Raw genomic sequence first — 12928 nt, forward strand, 5'->3', positions numbered from 1 at the left:
CGCCATTTTCCGGGGATGGTCCCGCCAGTCGTCCGACACGACAGGCAGCCATCCCGCACCTGATCACGAAGAAAAAATGACCCAACCTTCCAATCTGCCCGGCTTCTTCAGCCGTCTTTCGATCGCCTTCGGCGCCCTGTTCAAGTCGCTGGGCGACGCCGAATTCGCCGCCCGCGTGCGCGACGACGGCGTCGGCCCGACCGCTACCGCCGTCCCGACGCCACCGCCGGCCCCTGCTCCCGCGCCAACGCCGGCCCCGACGCCCGCGCCCACCGCGGCCCCGCTGCGCGCCCCGACGCCGGATTCGGCCCTGCAACTGCTGAGCCTATTCCAGCGCGAAGCGCGCCTGATCGACTTCGCCCATGAAAACCTCTCCGGCTATTCGGACGCCGACATCGGCGCCGCCGCCCGCGTCGTGCACGAAGGCTGCGCGCGCGTGCTGCGCGAGCACTTCACGATCGAACCGGTACGCCTCGAATCCGAAGGCAGCCGCGTCACCCTGGCCGAAGGCTTCGACGCCGCCAGCGTGCGCCTGACCGGCAACGTGGTCGGCAAGGCGCCGTTCACCGGCACCCTGAGCCACCGCGGCTGGCGCGCGGCCACGGTCACCCTGCCGCAACTGGCCGAGAGCCACGACGCGCGCGTGCTGGCCCCGGCGGAGGTGGAACTGTGAGCAATCCAAACGATCCACGCTACGCCATCGGCATCGACCTCGGCACCACGCACAGCGCCCTGTCCTATGTCGACCTGCAGGCCAGCGACGGCGAAAAGGCGGTCGACGCCGTGCTGCCGATCCCGCAGCTGACCGCCCCCGGCACGATCGAGGCGCTGCCGCTGCTGCCGTCCTTTCTCTACCTGCCGCACCCCGACGAGATGCCGGCCGGCGAACGCGCCCTGCCGTGGAGCGTCAACGACGAACCCGCGGTCGCCGGCGAAATGGCAAGGAGCCGCGGTGCGACCACGCCGATCCGCCTGGTGTCGTCGGCCAAGAGCTGGCTGTGCCACCCGGGCGTGGACCGCCGCGCCGCGATCCTGCCGCAGGACGCGCCCGAAGAAGTGCCGCGCGTTTCTCCATTGGCCGCCTCGACCCGCTACCTGGAACACCTGCGCCAGGCCTGGAACGCGGCGCACCCCGAGGCGCCGTTCGACCAGCAATCGGTCACGGTCACCATCCCCGCCTCGTTCGATCCGGCCGCGCGCGAACTGACCGCCGAAACGGCGCGCCAGGCCGGTTTCGCCCCGACCTTGCTCGAAGAGCCGCAAGCGGCCCTGTACAGCTGGATCCAGGGCAGCGGCGGCCGCTGGCGCAAGCAAGTGCAGCCGGGCGACATCATCCTGGTGGTCGACGTCGGTGGCGGCACCAGCGACTTCTCGCTGATCGCGATCCTCGAGCGCGACGGCAAGCTCGAACCGCACCGCGTGGCGGTGGGCGACCATATCCTGCTGGGCGGCGACAATATGGACCTGGCGCTGGCCCACTTCGTGGCGCGCAAACTCGCCACCAACGGCACGCAACTCGACGCCTGGCAGATGCGCTCCCTCACCTACGGCTGCCGCAGCGCCAAGGAACACCTGCTGGCCGACCCCAACGCGACCACCTGGCCGATCGTGGTGCCAAGCCGCGGCTCGAAGCTGATCGGCGGTTCGATCCGCACCGAACTCACGCGCGAGGAAGTCACGTCCTTCATCACGGACGGTTTCTTCCCGCGCGTGGAAGCGTCCGCACGCCCTGCCGTGCGCGCCCGCGCCGGCCTGACCCAGCTCGGCCTGCCGTATGCGCAGGACGCGGCGATCACGCGCCACCTGGCCGCCTTCCTGGCGCGCCAGGCCGGCGCCACCGCCGAACTCGAAGGTTTCCAGGGCCGCGTCAATGCGGAACACACCTTCCTGCATCCGAGCGCGGTGCTGTTCAACGGCGGCGTGTTCAAATCGAGCATCCTGGCCCAGCGCGTGATGGACACCATCAACGACTGGCTGTACATGGAAGGCGCTGAACCGGCGCGCATGCTCGAAGGCGCCGATCTCGATCTGGCCGTCGCCCGCGGCGCCGCCTATTTCAGCTACGCGCGGCGCGGCGGCGGCGTGCGCATCCGCGGCGGCACGGCGCGCTCCTATTATGTCGGCGTCGAGTCGTCGATGCCGGCGATTCCCGGCATGGAGCCGCCGCTGGAAGCGCTGTGCGTGGCGCCGTTCGGCATGGAAGAAGGCAGCGAACTCGAACTGCCGGGCCAGGAATTCGGCCTGGTGATCGGCGAACCCGTCACCTTCCGCTTCTTCGGTTCGACCGTGCGTCGCCAGGACCGTATCGGCGAGGTGCTCGAATTCTGGGGCCCTGACGAGCTGCAGGAGCTCAACGAGATCCAGGCCACGCTGCCGGCCGAAGGCCGCGTCGCCGGCGACGTCGTGCAGGTCAAGCTGCACGCGCTGGCAACCGATGCCGGCACGCTGGAGCTGGCCGCTGTCGCCCGTGACGGCCAGCGCTGGAAGGTCGAGTTCGACGTTCGTACTGCTTCCGACGTACAGTGACGTACCTGGTAGGCATCGATCTTGGCACCACGAATACGGTGCTGGCCTTTGCCCGCGATGGCAAGGGCGCGATCGAGCTGTTCCCGATCGACCAGCTGGTGGCCCCCGGCGAAGTCGCCGGCGCGCCGCTGCTGCCATCGATGCGCTACCACCCGGGCGCGGATGAACTCGCGCCCGGTGAACTGCAACTACCCTGGAATACACCAGACGTCGCCGGCATCGAGCACGTCGCGCTCGGCCGCCTGGCGCGCGTGCTCGGCGCGGCCACGCCGGGACGCCTGGTGGCCAGCGCCAAGAGCTGGCTGTCGCATACCGGCGTCGACCGCATGGCGCCGATCCTGCCCTGGGGCGCCGATAGCGAGGTGCCCAAGGTGTCGCCGGTGGTGGCCAGCGCCAGCTACCTGGCGCACCTGCGCGCCGCCTGGAACACCCGCTTCCCCAAGCAGCCGCTGGAGCGCCAGCAGATCGTGCTCACGGTCCCCGCCTCGTTCGACGAAGGCGCGCGTGCGCTGACGCTGGAGGCGGCGAAGCAGGCCGGCCTGCCGGACGTGCGCCTGCTCGAAGAACCGCAGGCCGCGCTGTACGACTGGCTGTACCGCCATCGCGCGAATTTGCAGCAAGACCTGGGTGACGCGCGCCTGGTGCTGGTGGCCGACGTCGGCGGCGGCACCACCGACTTCAGCCTGGTCAAGGTCGAAGCCAGGGATGGCGAGCCGACGCTGACCCGCATCGGCGTGGGCAACCACCTGATCCTGGGCGGCGACAATATGGACCTGGCGCTGGCCCACCTGGTCGAAGCGCGCATGGCCGAACAAGCCGGCGAAGACGCCACGCGCACCCGCCTGTCGAGCGCGCGCCTGGCCCAGCTCACCGAACGCTGCCGCGCCGCGAAAGAACGGCTGCTGGCCGACGATGCACCTGGCCACGTCAGCGTCACCCTGCTCGGCGCCGGCAGCCGCCTGATCGGTGCCAGCCGCAAGGCCGACTTGCGGCGCGAGGACATCGAACGCATCGTGCTGGACGGCTTCTTCCCGCTCAACGCGGCGCGCGAGGAGGCGAAACGCGCGCGCGCGGGGATCGTCGAATTCGGCCTGCCGTATGCGAGCGACCCGGCCGTCACGCGCCACCTGGCGGGCTTCCTGCGCCAGCACGCCGCCGCCGCGCGCTCGGCGCTCGGCCTGCCTGACGACGGCATGCCGCCGGTACCCGACACCATCCTGCTCAACGGCGGCGTATTTCGCGGCGCGGCATTGGCGCAGCGGCTGGTCGATACCTTGACGGCATGGCGCAAGGAGGACAATAGCCAGCCAGTGCGCGTCCTGCACAACGAGAACCCCGACATCGCCGTCGCCCGCGGCGCCGTCGCCTATACGCTGGCGCGCCAGGGCCTGGCCCCGGCCATCGAGAGCGGCGCCGCGCGCAGCTACTATCTGCTGCTCGATGGCGAGGCCCGGACAGACCGGCTGCGCACCGTGTGCCTGCTCCCGCGCGGCACACCCGCCGCGGTCGAGGTGGCGCTGGCCGATCGCAGCTTCGCGCTGCGCGTGGGCCGACCGGTGCGCTTCCACCTGGTATCGACCATCGCCGACAGCGGCGCCCCGCCGCAAGCTGGCGACCTGGTCGACCTGGACACCTCCGACGTGGTGCGCCTGCCGGCAATCGCCACCGTGCTGCGCGCCGCGCGCGGCGCCCCGACCGAGGTCCCGGTGCGACTGGTGACGACCCTGAGCGAAGTCGGCACGCTCGACGTGCATTGCGTCGCCGAGGACGGGAGCCGGCGCTGGCAGCTCGCCTTCCAGCTGCGCAGCAATGACAACGACGACGAAGGCAGCGAGGCGCAGGACGAAGCGCTGCCACTCGAACTCGACGCCGCGATCGACAAGATCGAGCGCGTGTTCGGCGCCCGCTCGAAACAGGTCGACCCGAAGGAAGTCAAGCAATTGCGCGCCGGCCTGGAACACCTGCTGGGCGCGCGCGAACGCTGGACCACGCCCCTTCTGCGGCGCCTGTTCGACGCGCTGCTGGCGCGCGCGAAGGGCCGGCGCCGCTCGGTCGAGCACGAGCGCGCCTGGCTGAACCTGGCCGGCTACAGCCTGCGTCCCGGCTTCGGCCATCCGCTCGACGAATGGCGCATGGAACAGTTGTGGGCGATGTTCGAGGGCGGCGTCCAGCACCACAAGGACAGCCAGGTGCGCGCCGAGTGGTGGACCTTGTGGCGGCGCGTCGCGGGCGGCCTGTCGCTTGAGGCGCAACTGCGCGTGCTGGACGATTTCGCCTTCAACCTGCAGGCCGATGAATCCGAACGCGGACGCCGTCCCGTCACCCTGGTCGACGGCAGCGAAGAGGACATGCTGCGCGTCGGCGCCTCGCTCGAGCGCATCCCGTCGGCCTACAAGGCGGAAATCGGCGCATGGCTGCTGGGCCAGATCGACGACATCCCTTCCACCGGCAAGCTCGATGCGCGCGCCATGGCGCGCCATGGCCGCTACCTGTGGGCCCTGGGCCGCGTCGGCGCGCGCCAGTCGTTCCAGTCGAGCGCCCACGAAGTGGCGCCGCCCGACGTGGCCGAGACCTGGCTGCGCACCCTCCTGCAACTCGACTGGCGCAAGGTGGAACCGGCCGGCTTCGCCGCCGCCCACATTGCGCGCATGACGGGCGACCGCTCGCGCGATATCAGCGAGGAAATGCGCGCGGACGTGCTGCGGCGCCTGGCCGCGAGCGGCGCGCCGCCGATGTGGACGGCGATGGTGCGCGAAGTGGTGGAGCTGGACCAGGCCGTCGAGACGCGCCTGCTGGGCGATGCGCTGCCGCCGGGGCTCAAGCTGCTGCGCTGACCGGCGCCTGTTCGGATAGTTCCCCCACCAGGATCAGCGACACCGGCTTGCCGGTGCGCGGATGCAGCGGCTCGCGCATCTCGAGAACGCGCAGGCAGTGCGTCTCGAACAGCGCGATCCAGCTCGAGATCGTGCGGAAGTACCAGGGCGGCGCATCCTGGAAGTCGTCGCTGAAACCGGCCCAGCTGCCGGCGCGCCAGCCATCGGCATAGGGCGCGTCGCCGCAAGCCATCACGGGATGCACGGTTTGCACGACCAGCTTCCCGCCCTTGCGCAGATAGCTCGGCGCGGCGGCGAACAGGCCCTCGACCGCTTCCTTGCCGATCAACGAGAAATTGGCGATGGCGACGTCGACCGACAGCGCCAGTTCGCCGGCCGCGATCTGTTCGTACGACAGCACGCGGAAGTCACCGCCGCCGGCGGCGCGCGCCTGCTCGACGAGGCCATCGACCGCATCCACCCCGACCATCCGCACTTCTGGCAGCGCGCGCACCAGCCAGCCTTCGCCGCAGCCGAGATCGACGCCGGTACGTGGCGTATGCGCGCGCACCGCATCGACGATGGCCGCGTTGGTCACCAAGGTGCGGCTTTCGATATCGCCGCCGCGCACTGCGCTGGTCCATGGATTCGCGTTGCGCGACCAGGATGCGAGGATTGCTGCATCGGTAAGAACGCTCATGATGCCTCCTTTGGCGAGCATTATGCCCGAGGCGACCATGCATTGCGCAGGCTGGCGGCGGCCGGCGCGATCATCCAGTAGACTTGCCGGGTTTTCAGCCCATGTAAGCGACCGCCGTCCATGAAATCACCGCAACACCTGCCGATCCTGCTCGTCGCCGTCATGGCAGCCGCCATCACCTTTGCCTTCATCAAGAAGCCGGCCGAGCAGGAGACGCCCCCGCCGCCGCTGGTGTCGCTGGAAAAGATGGGCCACCTGGTCTCGCTCAGGATGAACTATTCGGACGTCATCGAGTTCACGCAGCCCAACGCCGTCGACATCCCGTGGTCGCAATGGGAGGTGCGCCTGGGCAGCACCCGCGTGCTGCTGGTCGCGCGCGGCGATTGCACGGTCGCGACCGACCTGCGCCAGGCGCGCTACGAAGACATCGACGAACGCGCGCGCACCTTGAGCATCGTGCTGCCGCCGCCCGCCCCGCTGCAGGCACGCCTCAATCACGAAACGCGCGCCCGCGGCGGCTCGTACTTCTACGCGGTTACCGAGCAGGGACTGCAAGCCTTCATCCCTTCGGCCCAGACCCGCACCACGGCGATGAACAACGCGCTGGCGTCGGCGCAAAAGGCGGTGCAGGCGGCCTGCAGCCAGCCCAGCGTACTCAATACGGCGAAAGAGAACGCGGCCGCCGTCATGCAGGCGACCTTGAGCGCCACCGGATGGACGCCCCATATCGTGTGGGAAGCGCTGTCTCGCGCCAGCCCGTGAGCGCTCAAGCCGTTGCCGCGGCTGGCCGGACAGGATGGCGCCAGCCACGAAAAAGCCTGTATATTCCATTTCAGCCTTCGGACGCAAAGACCGGCGGCACCTATGGGGCAGGCGCGCTGCACGTACTACTACGTACGCAATCCGCATGACCATTCGTGTAAAATCGCTTCGGCAGGTTATCTAAAATTCGCGAATAATTCGCAACATAATCAACTATATAGGTGACAAAACCATGCGAGTCTTCCCGTCCAAAGGAAAATCCCTCGTCTTCGCCCTCGCAGCAACCGTTCTCTCCACCAGCGCCTTCGCCCAGAACTGGCCGACCGGCAACGTGACCGTGGTCGTGCCATGGCCGGCCGGCGGCCCGTCCGACATCGCGGCGCGTCCGCTGGCGAAAGGCCTGACCGAAGGCCTGAAACAATCGTTCGTGATCGATAACCGCGGCGGCGGCGGCGGCAATATCGGCACCCTGGCCGTGACCCGCGCCAAACCAGACGGCCAGACCCTCCTGATCACCTCGAGCGCGCCGATCGTGATCAACCCGAGCCTGTACAAGAAGATGGCCTTCGAGCCGTCGAAAGACCTGATTCCGGTCACCAACCTGCTGCGCGCGCCGCTGGTGCTGGTCGCCCACCCATCGGTCCCTGCCAAGAACGTCAAGGAACTGCTGGCCCACATCAAGTCGAAGAACGGCCAGTTCTCGTATGCGTCGGCCGGCAACGGCACCCCGCAGCACCTGACCGGCGAACTGTTCCGCGGCGTGACCAAGCTCGACATGGTGCACGTGCCGTACAAGGGCTCGGCCCCGGCGATTTCCGACCTGCTGGGCGGCCATATCCCGGTCATGTTCGACTCCACCATCGCGATCATGCCGCACATCAAGAGCGGCAAGGTGAAGCCGATCGCCATCTCGGGCAACAAGCGCTCGCCGCTGCTGCCGGACGTGCCGACCTTCGCCGAAGCGGGCCTGAACATCGAGTCCTACGCCTGGTACGGCCTGTTCGTGCCGGCCAAGACCCCGAAGGCCATCGTCGACAAGATCAATGCCGAATCGCAGAAAGTCATGAAGCAGCCCGACTTCCAGCGCGTGCTGGCCGACACCGGCACCGAGTTCGTGGGCGATTCGCCTGAGAACTTCGCCAAGTTCGTCCAGGCCGAAAGCGCCAAGTGGTCGAAGATCGTCAAGGACAGCGGCGCGACCGTCGACTGATCCAGGCGAACTGGCAGTACCAGCAAGAACGGGTGATCCGGCATGGCCGGTCACCCGTTTTTTGCATCAGGCCAGCCTTTCCGTCACGGTAACGCGATGGAAGTGCGACGACGTCAGCCCGACACCGGCCGCATCGAACACGTCCAGCACGCTCTGGTGCAGGCTGTTGCGCACCTCGGCCCGCGCACGCGGGCTGGCCGCCGGCGAATGGGCGCACAGCCGGTACTCGATGTAGAAATCCGACAGCGCCGACTGCACGATGAAAGGCTTCGGGTCGGCTGCGATCCCTGGCGTTGCCGCGGCCGCTTGCTCCAGCAACCCGTGCACCGTGCGCCACGGCGTCTCGTAGGCGAGCGTCACCTTGACCTCGGTGACGAAACCGTCGTCGCCCACCCCATCGCGCGAAAAATTGCTGGTGGTGTTCGACAGCACCCAGGCGTTCGGCATCAGGACCTCTTCGCCGCTGCCGGTGCGCAGGCGCGTCTCGAACATGCCCATGTCGACCACCGTGCCCTCCTTGTCGCCCACGCGCACATATTCTCCCTTGCGCAGCGAGCGGGTGTACATCAGGATCAGGCCCGCCGCGCCCTGGGCGACGATGCTCGAGGCGCCGATCGACACCATCAGGCCGGCCAGCACCGTCACGCCCTGGAAGGCGGCGGTGTGCGATCCCGGCAGGTAGGGATAGGACATCGCCAGCGCGAACAGCCCGATCACCAGGTTGACCAGGCGCCGGGTCGGCGCCGCCGTGTCCCGGTCCAGCCAGCCGACCTGCAGTTCGCCGCTCTCGACCCGCTTGAACACCGAGGCCGCGGTCAGCATCACCAGGCGCGCCAGCGCCGCGATCACCAGCACCACCAGCAGGCCGGGAATCGCGGCCGCCATCGACTGGCCGATCCCGACCGCCAGCTCGACCAGGTAGCCCTTGAGCCACTCGCCCCAGCTGCGGGTGTAGGCGAATTCACCGAGCAGGAAGCTGATCCAGATATAGGTGGCCAGCAGGCGCAGGCTCCACACCACCGCCATCGTCACCTGGCGCAGGAAGCCGACGTAGAGCTGGGCGTCGAGCAGGCGCACATTGCGAAAGCTCACCCGCGCCAGCCGCACGCCGAGCAGGCGCTCGAAGCGGCTCTTGACGGCGCTGCGCAAGGCCACCAGCGCGCGCAGCACGAACACATACGCCAGGGTGGCGGCGACGCACAGCGCCGCCGCTTCGACCAGCACGCGCGGGTCGCCCGCCTCGCGGCGCGCGGCCAGGGCGCGCTCCAGTTTTTGCGCGCTGTCCTCGGCCACGTCCTGCGGCGTGTCGCCGGCCAGCGCGTTGATGTCGCCCGGCGTCACCAGGAACAGCGGCGCGCCGTCGAGCAGCACCTGGCTGCCCTCCGCCAACCGCCTGACCGCCGTACGCTGCGGGCCCTTGCCTGCCAGGACCCGGTCCAGGCGCCGCTGGGCCGCCTCGAGGCGGTCTTGCGGCGCGTGGCCGGCCAGCGTCGCACGGAACGCGAAGACCCTGCGGGTGGCGACCGTGAAATCGGCGCGCACGGCCGGCTGGGCCGCCGCCGCAATGGTAGCGGGCTGCGTGTCGGGCTGGACAGCCCAGGCAAGGGGGAACAGCGCCAGCAGGAGAATGGCAAGAAGGGCTCGGATGATCGCCATGGGCACACAAAATCGGTAAAGGCGAAATGTTACCCCAGAACACTTCTTTTCCGCGGGCAACGCATGCCGTTACAACAGTCTGGTCTTCACTCTTGCCTGCAAGCTACCGTGTTCCATGCCGTTTCGATAACGAATAACATCCTTGCCACCGATGGACCGCCAACCGGCGGCCTCCCACACCATCAAGGAGCGAACATGAGTTCGGAAGACCAGAAGCCAGAAGGCGTGACCCCGTCGCGCCGCCGTTTCGTCAGTACCGTCGCCGCCGGCGTGGCCGCGTCGGCCGCCGCCGTCCCGGCCCTTGCCCAGCAGGCCGGAGGCGGCAACCAGCCGGCGCCGGGCGCCGCGCGCGAAGCGGCCAAGCGCTATCCACGGCCGCCCTTCCCCAAGCAGGACCAGCCCTGGCCGGCCCTGGCCAGCAAGATGACGCCGCGCCCCGACCATGGCGAAACCACCTATCGCGGCAGTGGCCGCCTGGCGGGACGCAAGGCCCTGATCACCGGCGGCGACTCGGGCATCGGCCGCGCCGCCGCGATCGCCTATGCGCGCGAAGGCGCCGACGTCGCCATCGGCTACCTGCCGGCCGAGGAACCGGATGCGCGCGAAGTCATCCAGCTGATCCGCGATGCCGGCCGCAAGGCGGTCGCCATCCCCGGCGATATTCGCGACGAGGCCTTCTGCAAGAAGCTGGTGGAGACGGCGGTGCGCGAACTGGGCGGCCTGGACATCCTGGTCAACAACGCCGCGCGCCAGCAAAACAACGACTCGATCCTCGACATCACCAGCGAGCAGTTCGACTGGACCATCAAGACCAATGTCTATGCGGTGTTCTGGATCACCAAGGCGGCGATCCCGCACATGTCGGCCGGCGCCGCCATCATCAATACCGCGTCGCAGACAGCCTACGATCCGCCCGAGAAACTGCTCGACTATTCAGGCACCAAGGCCTTCGAGGTGGCGTTCACCAAGTCGCTGGCCAAGCAGATGGCGGCCAAGGGAATCCGGGTGAATGCGGTGGCGCCAGGGCCGGTGTGGACGCCGCTGCAGTTGGCGGGCGGCAACTCACCGGAGGGTCGCCAGAAGTTCGGGGAAGAGACGCCGATGAAGCGTCCGGGCCAGCCGGCCGAGCTGGCGACGATCTACGTCACGCTGGCGTCGGACGAGGCAAGCTATACCACCGGCCACGTCTATGGCGCGGCGGGCGGCGGCGGACAGCCGTAAGCGTTCACTTATGCATGGGATTGCCAATCCGCCACGCGCTGCCGGGCGGATGGCTCAAGCGCGACGCAGCAGGCGCGCCAGCAGCGAAGCAAATGACCGAGTACGGATCAGCTGGCCAAGTGGGCCGGCGTTGGTGCAACGTGAAATGACCGTCATCTCATTTTCCTCCTAGACATAGCTTGGCAGATTAGCCATACCTCGCTGGCTGATCTGTGCGCTGCCTCGCATAGCGCCCAGGCCGCCGGACGCTAGCGCGCGCGCCTCGAACCGCGAGCGTCCTATCATGATCCCTTCGTAGGGCGATGGTCTGCCTCAGTTGGGATGACTGTCGCATTGTTCGCAACGTCAATAGACAAGGAGGAACATATGGGCTACGCAGATCGCGATAAATACGGCATCTACAAGGACAGCAAGAATTCGGGTCCGGGACCGTCCCTGATGGGCGCCGACACCTTGATCGGCGACAGCGTCGTCAACGCCGCCGAGGAAGACCTGGGCGACATCAAGGAAATCATGCTCGACATGCAGACCGGCCAGGTGGCGTATGCCGTGCTGGCCTTCGGCGGCTTCCTGGGCGTCGGCGAAAAGCTGTTCGCCGTGCCCTGGCAGGCACTGCATCTCGACACCGTCAACCACCGCTTCGTGCTCAACGTCGACAAGGACCGCCTCAAGTCGGCGCCGGGCTTCGACAAGGACGCCTGGCCGGACATGAGCGACCTCTCCTGGGCGAGCGGCATCCATAGTTTCTATGGCACCGACCCGAACCGTTCGGGCGCGCCGACCATGGGGCCGGGCGTGCCGACGGGCGGCATGGTGGGCGGCGCCGGCACCGGCAGCAGCACCTATGCCGGCGGCACAGCAGGCGCGAGCATGGGTTCGGCGCATGCCGGGTCCGGCAGCCTGGGCGACGCGGGCGCCGGCATGGGCGATTCGCGGGCGAACCAGGGACCGGGGAGCAGCACCGACCCGCGCGCCGGCAACCTGGGCGACGATGCGGATATCAGCCGGCTCCGGGGCAGCAATATCGGTTGAGGCCGGGCGTCATGCCGTGATGCGAGAGGGCGGCGCACCCGCCGTCCCTCCCGCCGTCCCTCCCGCCGTCCCTCCCGCCGTCCCTCCCGCCGTCCCCTCCCGCCATCACCAGCGCCGCGCCAGCCGTTCAGCAGAACACGAAATCCTCGTTCGAGCGCGGAACCCTGCGCACGGCGTCGCGTACCAGATACCCTGCCAGGCCGGCCAGGGGCACCACCAGTAACCATAATCCGGACATGATCGACTCCTTGTGAAAAACCCTATTTCGCACGGATGTGCGAAAATACATCAAAAAAAGCCGGGCATGGCCCGGCCGTGACCTTATTCCAGGTCGCTGAAACTTCGGTAGGTAGAAATGAGGCGGTTGAACGCGCGCTGCGCCCGCTTGGGTGCACCTTCGTCGCGCAGGAAGCGGGCATCGTGCATCACGCCGATCACGAGGCTGTAGATCTCGAATACCAGTTGTTCGGGTTCGGTGTCGGGCCGCAGGTGCCCGGCTTGCATCGCCTGCAGCACCGTCTTGCGGATCGACGCGCGCCAGCGCACCACGCCCGCCTCGATGCGCTCGCGCAGCGGATGCGGCATCGGGATGTCGTCGAATTCAAAGGCGCCCGCGGTGTAGAGGCAGGAGCCGCGCGCGGTTTCTCCGGCGATCTTCCTGAGCCACAGGTTGACGAGCGCGGACAGGCGCGGCAAGCCGCGCGGCGATTGCAGCGCCGGCAGGAAGACCTCGTCGGAAAAGCGGCGGTCGTACTCGTCGAGCACGGCCGCTTGCAAGGCCTCGAGCGAGCCGACACGCGAAAAGACGCCGCTCTTGCTGATGCCGGTGCGCTTGGACAGCTCGCCCAGCGACAGGCGGCCGATGCCGTCGGTCGACGCCATCCCGACCGCGGCATCGAGGATGGCAGCATAGGTAGCTTCGCTCTTGGCGGTGGTATTCATGCCAGAACTTTAGCACATGCGTGCGAAACCACAAGGAGTTTGTGCCGGTGCGGTGCCGCGATCCTC

The 12928-nt window shown here is 68.2% G+C and carries 10 protein-coding genes; 7 read left to right on the forward strand and 3 right to left on the reverse strand.

From position 1 onward, the window contains the following. The first annotated feature begins 76 nt into the window (after positions 1–76). The 3 genes from AC56KW_RS21675 to AC56KW_RS21685 are packed head-to-tail and all read left to right on the forward strand — an operon-like array spanning position 77 to position 5360. On the forward strand, positions 77–673 hold the full coding sequence (locus tag AC56KW_RS21675; protein WP_497172722.1) for a DUF2760 domain-containing protein: 597 nt from the start codon (positions 77–79) through the stop codon (positions 671–673). Next, entirely contained in the window at positions 670–2526 is a 1857-nt protein-coding gene (locus AC56KW_RS21680) for an Hsp70 family protein (protein WP_497172723.1), read from the forward strand. Before AC56KW_RS21675 ends, AC56KW_RS21680 begins: the two co-directional genes overlap by 4 nt. Next, on the forward strand, positions 2523–5360 hold the full coding sequence (locus tag AC56KW_RS21685; RefSeq protein WP_497172724.1) for an Hsp70 family protein: 2838 nt from the start codon (positions 2523–2525) through the stop codon (positions 5358–5360). The genes AC56KW_RS21680 and AC56KW_RS21685 overlap by 4 nt, the downstream gene beginning before the upstream one ends. Here the strand turns inward: AC56KW_RS21685 and AC56KW_RS21690 are convergent. After that, the gene (locus tag AC56KW_RS21690; protein WP_497172725.1) at positions 5344–6039 is read right to left on the reverse strand and encodes a class I SAM-dependent methyltransferase; all 696 of its coding nucleotides are present in this window, start codon (positions 6037–6039) and stop codon (positions 5344–5346) included. The two genes, AC56KW_RS21685 and AC56KW_RS21690, sit on opposite strands and share 17 nt — an antisense overlap. A gap of 120 nt (positions 6040–6159) precedes the next feature. On the opposite strand from AC56KW_RS21690, the gene AC56KW_RS21695 reads away from it, so the two are divergent. After that, positions 6160–6801, forward strand: coding sequence for a DUF4230 domain-containing protein (locus AC56KW_RS21695; RefSeq protein WP_497172726.1), 642 nt, complete (start codon positions 6160–6162; stop codon positions 6799–6801). 232 nt (positions 6802–7033) lie between these two features. Further along, on the forward strand, positions 7034–8011 hold the full coding sequence (locus AC56KW_RS21700) for a Bug family tripartite tricarboxylate transporter substrate binding protein (protein WP_497172727.1): 978 nt from the start codon (positions 7034–7036) through the stop codon (positions 8009–8011). A gap of 66 nt (positions 8012–8077) precedes the next feature. Here the strand turns inward: AC56KW_RS21700 and AC56KW_RS21705 are convergent, their stop codons facing one another. Then, a complete protein-coding gene (locus AC56KW_RS21705; protein ID WP_497172728.1) occupies positions 8078–9667 on the reverse strand; it encodes a mechanosensitive ion channel family protein in 1590 nt (529 codons plus the stop codon). A gap of 195 nt (positions 9668–9862) precedes the next feature. Between AC56KW_RS21705 and AC56KW_RS21710 the strand changes: the two genes are divergently transcribed. Together AC56KW_RS21710 and AC56KW_RS21715 are read left to right on the forward strand one after the other, a co-directional pair. After that, the gene (locus AC56KW_RS21710) at positions 9863–10888 is read left to right on the forward strand and encodes an SDR family oxidoreductase (RefSeq protein ID WP_497172729.1); all 1026 of its coding nucleotides are present in this window, start codon (positions 9863–9865) and stop codon (positions 10886–10888) included. A 366-nt stretch (positions 10889–11254) separates the two neighbouring features. Next, the gene (locus tag AC56KW_RS21715) at positions 11255–11920 is read left to right on the forward strand and encodes a PRC-barrel domain-containing protein (protein ID WP_497172730.1); all 666 of its coding nucleotides are present in this window, start codon (positions 11255–11257) and stop codon (positions 11918–11920) included. Positions 11921–12241: 321 nt separating this feature from the next. Here the strand turns inward: AC56KW_RS21715 and AC56KW_RS21720 are convergent, their stop codons facing one another. Further along, positions 12242–12862, reverse strand: coding sequence for a TetR/AcrR family transcriptional regulator (locus AC56KW_RS21720; RefSeq protein WP_497172731.1), 621 nt, complete (start codon positions 12860–12862; stop codon positions 12242–12244). Positions 12863–12928 lie beyond the last annotated feature (66 nt).

The sequence above is a fragment of the Telluria sp. RT2P19 genome, assembly GCF_059685725.1.